This is a genomic window from Aminobacter sp. HY435 (assembly GCF_027568395.1).
Lineage (GTDB): Bacteria > Pseudomonadota > Alphaproteobacteria > Rhizobiales > Rhizobiaceae > Aminobacter.
The window spans coordinates 171,446-187,223 of sequence record NZ_JANKZL010000006.1; the positions used below are offsets into that span (position 1 = coordinate 171,446).

A 15,778-nucleotide genomic window follows, 5' to 3' on the forward strand; every position below is an offset into this window, starting at 1 on the left:
AAATGTTGAAGGACTTGAACTCAGCGCCGGCAAAGAACGGCAAGGTGGCGCTGATTACCGGCGTGACCGGCCAGGACGGCGCCTATCTCGCCGAAATCCTGATCGGCAAGGGCTATGTCGTCCACGGCATCAAGCGCCGTTCGTCGTCGTTCAACACCGGCCGTATCGAGCATCTCTATGAGGATCCCCACGTCGAGGACCCGCGGCTTGTCCTGCATCATGGCGACCTGACGGACGCCACCAACCTGATCCGCATCGTCCAGGAGACGCAACCGGACGAGATCTACAATCTCGGCGCCCAGTCGCACGTCCAGGTGAGCTTCGAGACACCCGAATATACCGCCAACTCCGATGCGCTCGGCCCGTTGCGCCTGCTTGAGGCCATCCGTCTGCTGGGACTGGTTGGAAAGACCCGCTTCTACCAGGCGTCCACGTCGGAGCTTTACGGCAACATTCCTGCGCCGCAGCACGAAACCTCCGGCTTCGCGCCGCGTTCGCCCTATGCGGCGGCCAAGCTCTACGCCTACTGGATTGTCGCCAACTACCGCGAGGCCTACGGCATCCACGCCTCCAACGGCATCCTGTTCAACCACGAGAGCCCGCTGCGCGGCGAAACCTTCGTCACGCGCAAGATCAGCCGCGCCGTGGCAGCGATCGACGCAGGCATCCAGGACCGTATCTATCTCGGCAATCTCGACGCCCGCCGCGACTGGGGCCATGCCCGCGACTACGCCATGGGCATGTGGATGATGCTGCAGCAGGACAAGCCCGACGACTACGTGCTGGCCACCGGCGAAGCTCACAAGATCCGCACCTTCGTCGAAAAGGCCTTCGCCGAAATCGGCACGACGATCGAGTGGCGCGGCAACGGCCTGGATGAGAAAGGCGTCGACGCAGCTACCGGCCGCGTTCTCGTCGAAATCGACCCGCGCTACTTCCGCCCGACCGAGGTCGACTATCTGCTCGGCGACCCGTCCAAGGCGCGCGCCGCTCTCGGCTGGCGCCACCAGACCAGCTTCGACCAGCTCGTTGCCGAGATGGTTCGCGAAGATCGCCGCCTTCTGGCCACCGAAAGGCGCTGAAATGGCTGAACTCGTCTATCCGCTCGCCGGCAAGCGCGTCTGGGTCGCAGGCCACCGCGGCATGGTCGGCGCGGCACTGGTGCGCCGACTGGAAACGGAAGGCTGCGAGATCGTCACGGCAGGCCGCGACATCGTCGACCTGACGCGGCAGTCGGAAGTCGAGTCCTGGCTGGCGGAAACGCGCCCGCATGCGGTGCTTCTGGCAGCTGCCAAGGTCGGCGGTATTCTGGCCAACGCCACCTATCCGGCCGAGTTTCTCTATGAAAACCTCGCCATCGAAACCAACGTCATCCACGCCTCCCACAAGGTCGGCGTGGAGAAGCTGCTATTTCTGGGCTCCAGCTGCATCTATCCGAAGTTCGCGGCCCAGCCGATATCTGAAGATTCCCTGCTTACCGGGTCACTCGAGCCGACCAACGAGTGGTACGCGATTGCCAAGATCGCTGGCCTCAAGCTCGCCGAAGCCTACCGCAAGCAGCATGGCGTCGACTTCATCTCGGCAATGCCGACCAATCTTTACGGGCCCGGAGACAATTTCGATCTCGCCTCCAGCCATGTCCTGCCGGCGCTGATCCGCAAGGCGCACGAGGCGAAGCTTTCAGGCGCCAGGGAGCTTACGATCTGGGGCACCGGCACGCCGCGGCGCGAATTCCTGCATGTCGACGACGCCGCCGACGCCATGGTCTACCTGCTCAAGCACTATAGCGGCGACCAGCATGTCAATGTCGGCTCGGGCACCGACGTCACCATCCGCGAACTGACCGAGACGGTCGCACGCGTCGTCGGCTTCACCGGCGGCATTGTGCTCGACACCTCCAAGCCGGATGGCACGCCGCGCAAGCTGATGAGCGGCGAGAAGCTCGCCGCGCTCGGCTGGCGCCCGCGCATCGGGCTCGAAGAAGGCATTCGCTCGACCTACGAGTGGTTCCTCAAGTCGATCTGATCAGCAAAGACTGCGCCGGCCTGGCCGGCGCGGGTCTACTTGACGATCTGGATGCTGGTGTTCGACGGCCCGAAGGTTTCGACCAGCTGGTAGAAGTCGGCGGCGTTGTCGGGATGCAGGCGCACGCAGCCGTGCGACGCAGGCCTGCCAAGCCGGCTGATCTGGTTCGTCGCATGCACCGCATAGCCGCCGTTGAAGAACACCGAATGCGGCATCGGCGCGTTGTCGTATTTCCGCGAATACCACATCTCATGCATGCGGGTCGGCTTGAACGAGCCCTTCGGCGTGACGTAGCCGCGGCCGGCGGTCGACACCTTCCACACGAAGGCCGTGCGGCCGTCGATCATCACATGCATCTTCTGCTCGCCGATCGAAACGCGCGCAACGATCCTGTTGGCAGCACTCGCGCTCCCCTGCCCCGCGCCGATCAGCAGCGCCGCGCCCGTCACGGCAATCGCTGTCAGGTTGATCAGCCTTCTCTTCAGTTCAGTGTCCATCACGTCCCCTCTGCGCCAGCCACGCCGGCAATACGTTTGCAATGGACGCCTTTCTGGCAGCGCTCTGTTTCAGCAAAATTTCGTTTAGCTAGTAATATTGTTTCATATAAGTTTCTAAAATACCGCGTCCATTTTCGGATGACCCACCTTCAACAAGACGCTGTCCTCCCCTTTCCGCCCCGCCCGCTGCAAGCCTTACCTTCGGCAGATCGCATGTCCGGCCTCCTCGCGAACGAGGAATACCGTTGAAATTTCGACCCTTGCCGCAGCGGGCCTGGCAACGGCAATGAAACATTAGGTTTCAGCGAGCAGCCTTCGGCGGCATCTTCCTGATACAGCCACGCCTCACATTCGGCCCCGACGAAACGAATGTTGCGAAGGCAGCATGGGCACTGGACGGTCGACAGCAACTTGGTTCCTGAGGGTGGGCGTCGCTACGGCGATTCTGTCAGGAATTGGAGTTCTTGCCGACCCGGGCAGCGCCGTAGCTGCGGATTTGTTGCCGGTACAGGGCAGTGTCCCGGCAACCCGCTCCTTGCAGGCATTCCTGACAGCCGTGTTCGTCACCACTCTGTACATCCGCCAGGTCCATGGGCGTGGGTGCCCGGCACAAACCGGGCGGCGGTGAACAGAACCCCGCGCGTTGATCGCTGCGGGACCGGGAACCCGCACCGTCTATGGCAGGTCAGACGGTGCGGGTATCTCGGATTGCTCGATTGAATGCGCAGTCGCATTTGTGTGGACCCCGAGACGGGAACAGGGCCAACCAGGATGAAGACAAAGCTCGCAGCATCGGTGCTTTCGGCACTGCTTTACGCCCAGGGACTTCTGGGCTTCGCAGGCGTGGCAACCATCCTCCTCAAGGACCGGGCGCATGCCGCGGTCCTTGTCGACACGACGGTCGTATCCGCACCGGCGCGCTGAAACCTTGAACGCCGCAACGCCCTCAGTTCTGGCTATCGGCCTCCGGGCTGGCCGGCTTCGTCGGCGGGTCGAACCGATAGCCCGAGCCGCGAATGGTGGTGATGCTGTCCGTGTCCAGCTTGCGGCGCAGGCGTACGATGCGGGAATCGATCGAGCGGTCGAAGGCGTCGGCGCTCTCCGCTGGCGCAGCAGCCATGATGTCGTCGCGCGTCAGCACCTTGCGCGGCTGCGACAGGAACAGCTTGAGCAGTGCGATCTGGCCCGGCGACAGCTGCTCCTCCTCGCCGGTTGCATGCATGACCAGCGCCGAGCGCAGGTCGACCGTCGAGTTCTCCAGCACGACCAGCTCCTGCGTGCCGCGTCCCCGGCGTGCGAGAAGGCCGCCGATGCGCGCGGCGAGTTCCCGCACGTTCAGCGGGCTCTCCACGACATCGGCGGCCCCCAGTTCAAGCGCCAGCACCTTGTCGACCAGTTCGCCCGGCCGGCAGATCAGGATGAACGCGGGTCCGCTTTCGCCGCCGAAGCTGCGCAGCAGGTCGCGGCCTTCGGCTGGCGTCAGGCCGTCACCCACCACCACGACGTCGATGCCTTTGGCCGAAAGCAGCGACTCGGCCTCCCAAAGCCGCCGCGCGGTGCGCACGTCATGCCCGCGCCGGTCAAGGTGATCGGTGAGCTCGGAGGCGACGACCTCCGCTATGGCAACAAGGGTTACGACAGATCTTCCAGCCATCAATCTATCCGCATTGTCTGTGACAGCGCCGTCAATGCCTGCCGCAACGGCCAGATCGGCGTCTTCAGAGGCAAAAAGATGCCGCGCGACGCGCTTGGCCGGGGATGGGTCCCCAGTCGTCGCATCCACAGCCTCAAATCGCCCCTAACGAGGCAGAACGCCATTGGCAACTGCCCACCTGAAATGATCGCTGGACATCATGTTTATACCCAATCTACTTTCCGCCGGTAGCGGAGGCGAGACCAAACTGCGAGCCCGAATAGTTATTGTCGAAGACGAGCCCGACTTGCGGGACGCCGTCGCCGAGTATCTCGGCGCGAACGGTTTCGACGTGACTGCACTCGAGAGCGCCGCCGCCCTGCGTGCGCTCATCGAAACCGAATCTTTCCACCTTGCCATTCTCGACATCGCCATGCCCGGCGAAGACGGCCTGTCGCTCGGCCGCTGGCTACGATCCAGGATACCCATCGGCATCATCTACGCCACCGCCGCGGGCACTGCGCTCGACCGCATCGTCGGTCTCGAGATCGGTGCCGACGACTACATGGTCAAACCTTACGAGTTGCGCGAGTTGCTGGCTCGCGTGCGCAGCGTCATTCGCCGCGTGCCGCAGCCCGACAGCCTCCGCCAATCGCTCGTCTCCAGCCAACCGCAGCGCCGCACCATAGGCTTCGGCTCCTTCCTGGCCGATCTCGACGGACGCCTGGTCACGGGCGGAAGCGGCGCGATCATCGACATGGCCAAGAGCGAGTTCGACATGCTCGAGGTCTTCCTGACCCGACCCAACCGCCTGCTCAGCCGCGCCACCATCTCGGAAGCCATCGGCTTCGCCGAGGATCCCGAATCCTCGCGCGCCGTCGATATCCGCATCATGCGGCTGAGAAAGAAGATCGAGGACGACCCGGCGAACCCGAGATTTCTGCGCACCGTTCGCGGAGAAGGCTACATCTTCTCCTTGCCCGGCAGCGAAGGCTACTGACGCCTCCGGCCTCGCAGGAAACCGCAATGGCTTTGTTGACCGCTTCACGAACCGACATCCAGTCGGGCACGCCGAGCCCCACCGTGGTGGCGGGGCAGATCGTGCGCCGGCTGCGTCAGGCCCAGGATTGGCAGATCGAGATCGATCATATCCTGGAGGTCTTCGCGCGCGGATTTGGCGGCCACCGAACCATCTTGTTCAGGCTACGCGACGTGCCCGGCCAGGGCTTCGCCCAGTCCATCGCAGCCTACTGGGTCGACCCGGCGGTCGACGAAATCGCCGCGGCGCCGACGACCATCAATCAGACGATCGTCGATTCCGATCCATTGCTCGGGAGGCTGGCCGAAGAAGGCCGGCAGGGCAAGATCTTTGCCGGCCATACCCGCGACCTGAGCGGCTTCTTGCGCAGCGACTTCGAAAACCAGCACATCAAGTCGTTCCTGTCGGTTTCGGTGTCGGCGCACGGCCATCTGTGGGGAACTCTTGCCGTCAACGATTGCGTCGTCGAGCGCAATTGGACCGACGATGAGATTGCTGCTCTCGAGATCATTGCAGCAGCCTTGGGCGACGCCATCGAACGCTCGCTTTCAGAATATCATGTCAGCGAAATCATTCGCCGAACCATGCTGCAATCGTCACTCGATGCCATCATGGTGGTCGACGAGACCGGTTCGATCATCGAGTTTAACCCGGCGGCCGAGAAGATGTACGGCTGGACCCGTGACCAGATCCTCGGCAAGGACCTGCTCGATACGGTCATCCCGTCCTATTACCGCAAGGGTTTCAACAATGGCGCCGAATACATGGTCGGTCGCGGCGCCCCCATGGTCGGCCAGCGCATGGAGACCGTGACGCAGAACGCCGCCGGCGAAATCATCCCGATCGAACTCACCGCGAACGAGATGCGGCTGGCCGATCGCCGGCTGATCTTCGGTTCGATCCGCGACCTCAGGGAAAAACACCGCGCCGAAGAAGAGATCAATCGCCAACGCGAGAAGCTGCACCAGAACGAGAAGATGGCGGCTATGGGCTCGCTGCTTGCCGGGGTGTCGCACGAACTCAACAACCCGCTCGCAGTGGTCGTTGCGCAATCGACATTGCTGCACGAATTCGCGCCTGATGCCCAGACCAAGATCCGCGCCGAAAAGGTCCGCGCCGCAGCCGAGCGGTGCGGCCGCATCGTCAAGAGCTTCCTCGGCATGGTGCGCCTGCACCCGACCTCGCGCTCCGAGACCGACCTCAATCAGGTCATCCGGGCAGCGCTTGAAGTCACGGCCTATGGCGCACGATCGAGCGGCATCAGCATCGACACCGATTTCGCACCCGGCTCGCTGATGGTCCTGGCCGACGCCGACCACATGACGCAGGTGGCCGCCAATTTCCTGGTCAACAGCCAGCACGCGCTCGCCGGCGCTTCCGGCGAGCGCACCATTCGGGTCAAGACGTTCCGCAACGACGACGGCACCGCAGGCTTCCAGGTCGAAGACAGCGGACCTGGCATCGCCGAGAACATCCGCGACCGCGTCTTCGAGTCCTACTTCACCACCAAGCCGGTGGGAGTTGGCACCGGCATCGGACTTTCGATATCGAAATCGATTGTCGACAGGCACAATGGCAAGGTCTGGTTCGAACCTGTCGCGCCGACGGGCGCGCGTTTCATTGTGGAGTTGCCGCCGACAGGCATTGGCGAAGGCGCAGTCCTTGAAGCTGCTCCCAAGTCGAGTGGCTTGCGCCATGCCGTCATCATTGACGACGAACCCGATGTCGCCGGATCGCTTGCCGACATTCTTGAGCTGATGGGCGTCAAGTCGCGCATTGTCTCGACCTGGGATTCGGTTGCCGAAGCACTGGCCGGCCGGCCCGACATCATCTTTTCAGACCTTCGCATGCCGGACCGGAGCGGCATCACCATCTTCCGCGAGATCGTCGCCCAGGAGCCCGAGATGGCCCAGCGCTTCGTCCTCGTCACCGGTGATCTGATCGGCGCCAAGGCCGAACTCGAACAGCTGCCGCCGAACCTCAAGCCGCACATTCTGGAAAAGCCGTTCAGCACCTTCGACGTGCGCAGCGCGCTCAGCGCCGTCAGCGACCAGGTCGCCGAAAACGGCTGAGCCGTTTCACATCCTTCCCGCTTCGGTCGCGAAAGAAACTCCGACGTCTTCGACCAATGGGGCCGGCTGTTCCATTGCCGCGCAATGCCCATCATCTCCGTCCAGCGCACCAGATTGGGATATTGCTTCACCGACCACGACCGCGGCGGCTTGACCACTTCCCTTGGGTGGCGGGCATGGGTCGAAGGCATCTCAAAACGCCCCCGAATGCAGCGCCTGCATCAAGGCGGGTGACGTCACTGCGCGGTGTAGCCTCCGTCGATCACCAGCTCGGTGCCGGTGACGAAACCTGCTTCGTCCGAAGCGAGGTAGAGCACGCCATAGGCGACGTCGTCGGGCTCGCCGACCCGGCCCAGCGGCGTCAGCTCGACCGCCTTGTTGCCCTCGCCGCTCGCCGCCAGCTTGTCGAGTGCGCCCGACGACATCGGCGTGCGTATCCAGCCGGGACAGATCGAGTTGACACGGATGCCATAGCGCTCCCTCGCGCAGTGCAGCGCCGCCGACTTGGTGAACAGCTTGACCCCGCCCTTGCTCGCCACATAAGCCGCGGTCGAAGGGCTGCCGACAATCCCCATGGTCGACGAGAAGTTGACGATCGAGCCTCCCTTGCCGGTCTTGCGCATCGCCTCGATGGCGTATTTCGTTCCCAGGAAGACGCCTTCCATGTTCACCGCCATGACCTTGCGCCAGTCGTCGAGGCTGAGATCCTCCACACTGCCGAACGGCGCGCCGACACCAGCGTTGTTGACCAGGATATGGAGCCCTCCGAATACCTCGAGCGTCTGCGCAACGACATGTTGCCAGCCGGCCTCCGACGTCACGTCATGTTCGACATAGAGGCTGCGCCCCCCGGCCACCTGAATGGCTGCGGCCACGTCGCGCCCTTTGTCGGCCTGCAGGTCGCAAATCACCACGGCCGCGCCTTCGCGCGCCAGGAGCCTGGCGCTTGCCTCGCCCATGCCGGAAGCCGCACCGGTGACGATTGCGATTTTTCCTGCGACGCGACCCATGCCGGCTCCTCTCCGAAAGGAACGAACGTCGCGCCTGGGCGGCGGGTGCGGCATCGTCCCAAGGGACTAGCCCGGGCTTGCGCCTGCGCACAAAAAAAGACCCCCGCAGCCGAAACCACGGGGGGAGGTACGCGCTGGAGGATTTCGTGCGCGGCAGGGAACTTCAGGCTTCGCCTAGAAGATGTTGGGCGTCGTGCGCACCGGCTCGGCGCTGGCGATCAGCCGCACCTTGCGCGCCTCGCCCATGCCGGTTTCGCTGGCAATCGCTTCGAGGCAGACCTCGCTTTCGGCGCCCCATGCCTGGCCCTGGCAAGCGATGTCGCTCTCCGACAGAGGCAGGCGATCGGTCTTTTCCGTCGTCCGCGTACCCTCGACCCGGTGCTGCGTCGAACCCATCGAAGCAAAGGCCGGCCCGCTGGACGGCATCAGCGCCATCGACGACAGCGACGCAAACACGAACACCGTGAACATCGCCATCGGATGTTCATTGGCGCGCTGGCGAAGCGCAAGACGCGGGCGGCGATAGATGCGCGAACGCGGCTGAAACTGGCGGTCGAATTCGGAAAGCTGCTTGGAGCCGTGCATCGGTAACGCCTTTTCGCTAAATTTCATTCCCTGTTAAATCGAACTTAATCGCGCCACGTAACCGCCCGATGCTGATCAGGATACGCTAATGAAACAAATACTGAAGCTCCAATAACGGTCAACATTTCTGTCATTACAGTCACAAAACTCACAAAAATCAGTCACGTCGCAGAGAGTCTTGTACCATTTCAGGAATTCCAGCAGATGACGCTACGTAACAACTCGGGACCAAATTCGAACCAACTCGAACATAACGAAAGAGCCGATGCGGTTGCCCGCACCGGCTCTCGTCCACGTAAAATGTCGGCGCTTGGCGCTGTCAGCCGTTCAGCACGTCGGCCCATTCGGGGTGGCGGCGGAACTGCGCCGCCGCGAACGGGCACAGCGGGATGATCTTCTTGCCTGCCGAGCGCGCGTCTTCCACTGCCCGGGTAACCAGCCTCAGTCCCGCGCCCTGTCCCCTGAACGCGTCAGGCACGCCGGTGTGGTCGATGATCAGCAGGTGTTCGCCGACCTTGGTGAAGGTCATCTCCGCTTCGTCCCCGCTCGGCGCGCGGATGACATAACGGCCCTTGGTGCCGCGATCTTCGAGTTCGATGGCTGCAAGCTCTTCAGTCACTTCTCACGCTCCCCGCTGGCGAACAGATGCTTCACCGCTTCAATTTCGTTGGGTCGAACCTCGTGTCCGCCCTCATGCCATTCCAGCCTGACATCAGCGCCGGCATCGCGCAAATAGGCGTCGAGACGACTCGTCAGCTCGGGTGGGCAGATCGGATCGCGCCGACCTGCGGTGATCAGCACCCGCCGCCCCTCAAGGCTGCCATTGACCTCCGGCGCAAACGGAATCAGCGGATGCATCAGCGCCACGGCGTCGAAGGCATCGGCCGCTGCGAACAACACGGAGGCCAGGATGTTGGCGCCGTTGGAATAGCCCAGCGCATAGACCGCGGACGGCTTGGCCGCCTCGACATGCGCCGTGACAAAGCCGGCCATCTTGGCCGTCGCCCGGGCGAGATCGTCCATATCGTAGACACCCTCGCCGGTGCGGCGGAAGAAGCGTGCCGCACCCATTTCCGACACGTCGCCGCGGGGCGACACCACTGTTGCCCCCGGCACCAGCTCGCGGGCAAAGCCGAGCAGCTGGTTTTCATCGCCGCCGGTGCCGTGAAAGGCGAAGACCAGCGGTCCGCCGGGTTCCCCCGGCAGCACCTTGTGGATGTATGTGTCCTTGCTCATCGTTTTTCCTCAGTCGCCCAGGGGCTGCAGGGTCTTTTCCAGATGGTCGCGCAGATGCGCATGCTGCACAGGCAGTTTCAGCGCCTCGCCGAGATGGGCGGTGTCCTCGTCGCGATCGAAGCCGGGTTCGTTGGTCGCGATCTCGAACAGCACGCCGCCGGGGGTGCGGAAGTAGATCGCCCAGAAATAATCGCGATCGATCACCGGCGTCACCTGGTAGCCCGTCTCCATCAGCGCCTTGCGCACCTCGAGCTGCTTTGCCCTGTTCTCCACCGCAAAGGCGATGTGGTGCACCGAACCTGCGCCAAGCCCGGCAAGGTTCGCACCCGGCAGCGTCTCGATGTCGATGAAATCGGCGCCGTTGCCGTCCTTCACGGCCAGCCGCTTGATATTGCCTGACGTGTCGACTTCCTCGTAGCCCATGAACTTCAGCAGTTCCTCGGTGGCGCCGCCGTCGCGCAGCCTGAGCGATGCCGAGTGGAAGCCGCGGATCGCCTCGTCGGTGCCGACACCGCCCTTGATCCAGGGCGCACGGGTGTCGCCCTTGGCCTCGACGAGTGCAAAACCATCGTCATCGGGCCCGGCGAAGCTCACGCGCTTTTCGCCGAATTGTTCGTCGCGCGACATCCCGGCCACGCCCTGTTCGGCAAGGCGCTGCTGCCAGAAGGGCAGCGTGCCCTCGGGAACGGAGAACACTGTCGTGCCGACCTCGCCGACGCCCGGACGGCCCTTTCCGATGTTGGGGAACGGGAAATAAGTCATGACCGAACCCGGCGTGCCGAGTTCGTCGGCGTAATAGAGGTGATAGACATCGGGCGCGTCGAAATTGACCGTCTTCTTGACCCGGCGCAGGCCGAGCTTGTGGGTGAAGAACCGGTTGTTCTCGGCCGCATCCCTGGCCATCGAGGTCACGTGGTGCAGACCCTTGATCTGGTTGAGCATCGTCTTGCTCCTTTCGCTTGCCGCGGCCCCTGCCGCTCTGTTGGGCTGAATATGGGCGCATCGACTGGTGCGGGATAGTGGTCGCTCACGGAATGGTCCGTGCTCAACTAGTGAACAATCAAAAGGAAAATGTTCACACTTCGTGACATTCCCTTCGGCGCGACAAGGTCCTTGCACGGTAGCGTGAATCCGGCTTCCTTGACCGCGATTTCAATTTCAGGGGGCGAGCTTGGCAATCAAGGGCGGACGGCCGAACATTCTTCTCATCACGTGCGACCAGTGGCGCGGCGACAGCCTGTCGGCAGTCGGCCATCCAGTGGTGAAAACACCCAATGCCGACGCGCTGGCCAGTGAAGGCGTGCTGTTCAAGCGGCATTACGCCGGCACGGCGCCCTGCTCGCCGGCGCGCGCCTGCCTCTACACCGGCCTCTACCAGATGAACAATCGTGTCTGCCGCAACGGCACACCGCTCGATGACAGGCACGACAACATTGCCCGCGCCGCGCGTCGTGTCGGCTATGACCCGACGCTGTTTGGCTACACCGACGTTTCGCCCGATCCGCGCAACCGTGCGCCCGGCGATCCGTACCTGCGCACCTATGAGGGCGTGCTGCCCGGTTTCACCACCCGCCAGCTTTTGCCCGAGCACCAGAAGGCCTGGCTGTCCTGGCTCGCCGCGCGCGGCATCGATTCCAGCGCAGGCTTTCCCGATGTCCACCGCCCTGTCGATGTCAATGCGCCTGAGGTGAGCAACGCCGCCCCCGCCTATTCCAAGGACGAGACGCCGGCGGCTTTCCTCGCTGGCGAGTTCCTGCGCTGGCTCGGCGAGCAGGACAAGGGCGAGCCATGGTTCGCCCATGTCTCGTTCCTCAGCCCGCATCCGCCCTTCATCGTGCCCGGGCCGTTCAACACCATGTACGACCCGGCGGCGGGCAGCGACTACCACCGCGCGGCCACCCTTGAGGCCGAGAAGGCGAGCCATCCCTTCCTCGCCTACCATCTCGCTCACCACCAGAAGAAGTCGAGCTTCATTCCTGGCGCAAAGGGCAAGGTCGGCGACTGGAGCGAGGACGAGTTCCGCACGATCCGCGCCCTCTATTACGGCATGATTTCGGAAGTCGATTCACAGCTCGGCCGCATCTGGCAAGGCATCAAGGCGGCCGGCAGCTGGGACGACACCATCATCATCCTCACCTCCGACCATGCCGAGATGATGGGCGACCACTACTTGCTCGGCAAGGGCGGCTGGTTCGACGGCAGCTACCACATCCCGCTTGTCATCAAGGCCCCCGGCCACCGGCAGTCCGCCGGCACGAAGATCGACCGCTTCACCAGCGCGGTCGACATTGTGCCGACATTGCTCGATCTCATCAGCGGCGCAGCACTGCCGCATCTCGACGGTCAGTCGCTCAAGCCTTTCCTCGACGGCCGCGAGCCAACCGGATGGCGCGACGCAGCCTTCTGGGAGTATGATTTCCGCTCGGTCGCGGAAGGTGCGACGGAAGCCTATTTCGGGCTGGACTCGCGCTCGCTCAACCTGGCCGTCATCCGTACTGAGGCGGTAAAGTACGTGCACTTCGGCGGCGGCCTGCCGCCGCTGCTTTATGATCTTGCCAACGACCCCGGCGAAACCCGCAACCTCGCCGGCGATCCGGCCTGGCTTCCTACACGGCTGGAATTCGCCGAGCGCCTGCTTGCCTTCAGGGCCAGGCATCTCGACCAGTCGCTTGCGCTGTCCGAACTGGCGCCGGCCGGCGCTGTCGGCCATTTTGCTCGCCTGCCCTGACCGTCGCGGCATGCACAAAGCCCGCGCCGACGCGGGCTTTCAGGACCGAAGTCCAGCCGACTACTGCACCACGATCAGGCGCTGCGCGTCGCGCTTTTCGGCCCAACTGCTGGCATCATAGGCCGGCTGCTTCTGAAGCTGGTCCTTGGTGAAGCTGGTGTAGAGATAACGATTGCCCTCGGCATCGATCAGGAAGGCCAGGTTTTCACTACCGACCGCAACCTTCTTCTCGCCCATTCCGAGGAAGCCGCCAACGTCGACGACATAAGCGTCCACCTTGCCGTCGGCGGTCAGCAGGATGTCGCCGATCTCGCCGATATTGGCGTCATCGGCGCCATAGACTGTGGTGCCCACCATGTCTTCTGCCCGGATTTCCGATGCCGGCAAATCCTTCAGCGTCGACTTGTCGATGGCTGCCGTCTTGGTGCTGTCAGTCGCAGCGGCGTCAGGAGTTGCGGGCGCCTGGGCGTTCTGCTCGGTTACCGGCGGCGCGGCCTCGGGAGTGGCCGGCACAACCGGTGCCTGCGCGGTCTGATCGGTTGCAGGCACTGCCGGATCGCTGGCGGCGGTCGGAGCGGGCGCAGGGTCATAGGCGCCGCGTTCGAAATCGGGCATGCCCTGCAGCTGTTCCCTGGTGGTGGCCATCACCAGCCAGCGGTCGCCGTTCTTCTCGGCCCAGTCGAACTCCTTGAAAGGCAGCGCGACGTTCTTCTCGCCAATCCCGAGGAAGCCGCCGACGCCGATCACCAGCTGGTCGGCAGTACCGTCAGCTGCAAGCACGATGTCATTGACGTCGCCGATATTCTCGGCGTCGTCGCCGGTGCCGTTATAGACCTTCTCGCCGATGATGTTGGTGGCGAGGAAGCCGTCAGCATGGGGAATAGCCGCCGGGGCCATTTCCGTCGGCGCAGGCGCGGCAGGCGCCGGCGCAGTCGTCTCCTGCGCATAAGCGCCGGTGGTGAGCAGTACCGCCAAGGCGGTCGTAGCCAATAGGTTGCGGATCATGGTAGTCTCTCCTCGTGCGTGGATATTCATGCATGCCGCGCCGAGCGGTCTTTTGCGGGATAGTTCGGCGCGGCCCATTACTACTTCACAACGTGACGGGCGGTGCTTGGTTCCGATCTTTCCCGGGCTTGGATCTTCCATTGTTATTTGCGCGTCGGCCTCGCCTACTGACGAGGCGAATTGGAAACTGTTTCCGCACCAGATACTTAGCTCGGCACCACCGTTGTCTGGACGGTGTCGTGGTCGATCATTTCGCCATAGAGCTCTACGCCCGCCCACACCGCAGCAGCCAGCAGCAGCGCCGCCGCCAGGACGATCAGCATTTGCCGCCCGTTGTTGCCCTGGCGTGCTTGCTGGGCGGCTGCACACGATGTTTCCGACATTCGGCACCGCAGGCTTTTCAATCCGGCGACGGACGTTTAGTTTTCCGGCAGGCAAAGGGGGTGGCGGGTGGACGACAGCGAGATCGCCCAGAACGGGCAGGCAGGCAGGCCTGCGACGCCGTCGAGGATTGAGGATGCCGGGCATCCGGCGACCCCGGTTGCCTCCGATCCGGATTTGGACCGCCTGACCGCGCTTGCCGCTTCGATCGCCGCCGCACCGATCGCAATTCTGGCGGTAGCCCCACAGGCGGGCCAGCAGTCGGTCAAATCGGCCTTTGGCCTCGATGCCTCTGAAACAGCCGCGGCAGCGCAATTGCTGGGCGCAATTCTCGGCGATCGCCCGTCACCCGACGGCGCCGCGCAGGATCGCCTCGCCCTCGTCGTCAGCCTGCCGCTTGCCCTTGAAAACGACGGCGGCGGTGTGCTGCTCGTCCTCGACAGGATTCCTGGACCGCCGCCCGACGAACGCACGTCCGCGCAGTTGCGCGCGCTGGCCGACCTTGCCGCCAGCCTCATCGCCCTGCGTCATCGATCGCAAGCCGCAGCCAAGGCCGAAGCAGCGCTTGTGCACGCCGAAACCCGGAGAACCATCGCGCTCGAAGCGGCTGCCCTGGCCAGTTGGGTCTGGAACCCACGTACCGGCGTCGTCGAATGCGACGCGCTGCTGCCGCAGCTTTTCAATCGGGGGGCAGCAACTCGCATGCGCGCGCGCGACATCGTCGCCGCGATAGACCCGCGCGACATCGGCAAGACCCGCAAGCTGTTCAAGCAAGCCCTCGATGGCAACGACGACTATTCAGGCGAGTACCGGGTCAGGGGCTCGGATCCCGCGCGCTGGCTGGCGGCGCGCGGCCGCGTCGTCGAACGCAACGCCGACGGCAAGCCGACACTGGTATTTGGCGTCAATTACGACATCACCGAGCGGCGCGGTATCGAAGATCGCCAGCGCTTTTTGCTGCGCGAGCTCAACCACCGCGTCAAGAACACCTTGTCCATCGTCCAGGCGCTGGCAACGCAGACCGTGCGCCACGCCCGTGAACCACGCGAATTCCTCACCGCCTTTACCGGGCGGCTGCGCTCGCTGGGTCTCGCTCACGGGCTGCTGTCCGAGCACGAGTGGCGCGGCATCGGCATCAGGGAGCTCGCGCAGACGGAGCTCGCACCCTTCGACGAGGCGGACGCGCGCCGCATCTCCATTGTCGGGCAGGATGCCCTGCTGACCCCGGACCAGGCGCTCGGCCTGGCGCTTGTCCTGCACGAACTGGCCAGCAACGCCTTGAAATATGGCTCGCTGTCTGTGTCTTCGGGCAATGTGGTCGTCTCCTGGGTCATCCAGGGCAATAGGGATGACAAGCGGCTGGTGCTCGACTGGACCGAAACCGGCGGCCCGGAAGTGACCCCGCCCAAGCATCACGGCTTCGGCTCCATCCTCATCCGCCGCAGCCTCGCCAAGGTCATTTCCAGCGAGGTCAGGCATGAGTATCTGCCGGAAGGCGTGCATGCGCGCATCGCCATGCCGCTCGGCGAGGCGGCGGAGCCTGTCTAGTGCATGGCCCCCGAAAATC

At 63.8% G+C, this 15,778-nt stretch carries 16 protein-coding genes; 7 read left to right on the plus strand and 9 right to left on the minus strand.

Annotation, left to right across the window (positions count from 1 at the left end):
• The first annotated feature begins 2 nt into the window (after positions 1–2).
• Both gmd and fcl read left to right on the plus strand, forming a co-directional pair.
• On the plus strand, positions 3–1,082 hold the full coding sequence (gmd, locus tag PCJ21_RS10135; RefSeq protein ID WP_269931275.1) for a GDP-mannose 4,6-dehydratase: 1,080 nt from the start codon (positions 3–5) through the stop codon (positions 1,080–1,082).
• 1 nt (position 1,083) lies between these two features.
• A complete protein-coding gene (gene fcl, locus PCJ21_RS10140) occupies positions 1,084–2,025 on the plus strand; it encodes a GDP-L-fucose synthase (protein WP_269931276.1) in 942 nt (313 codons plus the stop codon).
• 35 nt (positions 2,026–2,060) lie between these two features.
• Here fcl and PCJ21_RS10145 read toward each other — a convergent pair whose 3' ends face one another.
• On the minus strand, positions 2,061–2,522 hold the full coding sequence (locus tag PCJ21_RS10145; RefSeq protein WP_269931277.1) for a L,D-transpeptidase: 462 nt from the start codon (positions 2,520–2,522) through the stop codon (positions 2,061–2,063).
• A gap of 771 nt (positions 2,523–3,293) precedes the next feature.
• On the opposite strand from PCJ21_RS10145, the gene PCJ21_RS10150 reads away from it, so the two are divergent.
• Positions 3,294–3,446, plus strand: a complete 153-nt coding sequence (locus PCJ21_RS10150; protein ID WP_269931278.1) for a hypothetical protein — start codon at positions 3,294–3,296, stop codon at positions 3,444–3,446.
• A 22-nt stretch (positions 3,447–3,468) separates the two neighbouring features.
• Here the strand turns inward: PCJ21_RS10150 and PCJ21_RS10155 are convergent, their stop codons facing one another.
• Complete coding sequence (locus tag PCJ21_RS10155) at positions 3,469–4,176, minus strand: response regulator transcription factor (protein WP_269931279.1); 708 nt, start codon at positions 4,174–4,176, stop codon at positions 3,469–3,471.
• A gap of 199 nt (positions 4,177–4,375) precedes the next feature.
• Here PCJ21_RS10155 and PCJ21_RS10160 point away from each other — a divergent pair, with 199 nt between their 5' ends.
• Entirely contained in the window at positions 4,376–5,155 is a 780-nt protein-coding gene (locus PCJ21_RS10160; protein ID WP_269931280.1) for a response regulator, read from the plus strand.
• A gap of 26 nt (positions 5,156–5,181) precedes the next feature.
• Positions 5,182–7,266, plus strand: coding sequence for a PAS domain S-box protein (locus PCJ21_RS10165; RefSeq protein ID WP_269931281.1), 2,085 nt, complete (start codon positions 5,182–5,184; stop codon positions 7,264–7,266).
• Positions 7,267–7,502: 236 nt separating this feature from the next.
• Here the strand turns inward: PCJ21_RS10165 and PCJ21_RS10170 are convergent, their stop codons facing one another.
• From PCJ21_RS10170 to PCJ21_RS10190, 5 genes are all read right to left on the minus strand, one after another.
• The gene (locus PCJ21_RS10170; protein WP_269931282.1) at positions 7,503–8,276 is read right to left on the minus strand and encodes a glucose 1-dehydrogenase; all 774 of its coding nucleotides are present in this window, start codon (positions 8,274–8,276) and stop codon (positions 7,503–7,505) included.
• A 174-nt stretch (positions 8,277–8,450) separates the two neighbouring features.
• Entirely contained in the window at positions 8,451–8,861 is a 411-nt protein-coding gene (locus PCJ21_RS10175) for a hypothetical protein (RefSeq protein WP_269931283.1), read from the minus strand.
• A gap of 319 nt (positions 8,862–9,180) precedes the next feature.
• Complete coding sequence (locus PCJ21_RS10180; RefSeq protein ID WP_269931284.1) at positions 9,181–9,480, minus strand: GNAT family N-acetyltransferase; 300 nt, start codon at positions 9,478–9,480, stop codon at positions 9,181–9,183.
• The gene (locus PCJ21_RS10185; RefSeq protein WP_269931285.1) at positions 9,477–10,097 is read right to left on the minus strand and encodes an alpha/beta hydrolase; all 621 of its coding nucleotides are present in this window, start codon (positions 10,095–10,097) and stop codon (positions 9,477–9,479) included. The genes PCJ21_RS10180 and PCJ21_RS10185 overlap by 4 nt, the downstream gene beginning before the upstream one ends.
• A gap of 9 nt (positions 10,098–10,106) precedes the next feature.
• On the minus strand, positions 10,107–11,039 hold the full coding sequence (locus tag PCJ21_RS10190; RefSeq protein WP_269931286.1) for a VOC family protein: 933 nt from the start codon (positions 11,037–11,039) through the stop codon (positions 10,107–10,109).
• Positions 11,040–11,268: 229 nt separating this feature from the next.
• Here PCJ21_RS10190 and PCJ21_RS10195 point away from each other — a divergent pair, with 229 nt between their 5' ends.
• Complete coding sequence (locus tag PCJ21_RS10195; RefSeq protein ID WP_269931287.1) at positions 11,269–12,825, plus strand: alkaline phosphatase family protein; 1,557 nt, start codon at positions 11,269–11,271, stop codon at positions 12,823–12,825.
• A gap of 60 nt (positions 12,826–12,885) precedes the next feature.
• Here PCJ21_RS10195 and PCJ21_RS10200 read toward each other — a convergent pair whose 3' ends face one another.
• Complete coding sequence (locus PCJ21_RS10200) at positions 12,886–13,830, minus strand: PRC-barrel domain-containing protein (protein ID WP_269931288.1); 945 nt, start codon at positions 13,828–13,830, stop codon at positions 12,886–12,888.
• 206 nt (positions 13,831–14,036) lie between these two features.
• A complete protein-coding gene (locus PCJ21_RS10205; RefSeq protein ID WP_269931289.1) occupies positions 14,037–14,213 on the minus strand; it encodes a hypothetical protein in 177 nt (58 codons plus the stop codon).
• Positions 14,214–14,280: 67 nt separating this feature from the next.
• On the opposite strand from PCJ21_RS10205, the gene PCJ21_RS10210 reads away from it, so the two are divergent.
• Positions 14,281–15,759, plus strand: a complete 1,479-nt coding sequence (locus PCJ21_RS10210; RefSeq protein ID WP_269931290.1) for a sensor histidine kinase — start codon at positions 14,281–14,283, stop codon at positions 15,757–15,759.
• Positions 15,760–15,778: the final 19 nt, after the last annotated feature.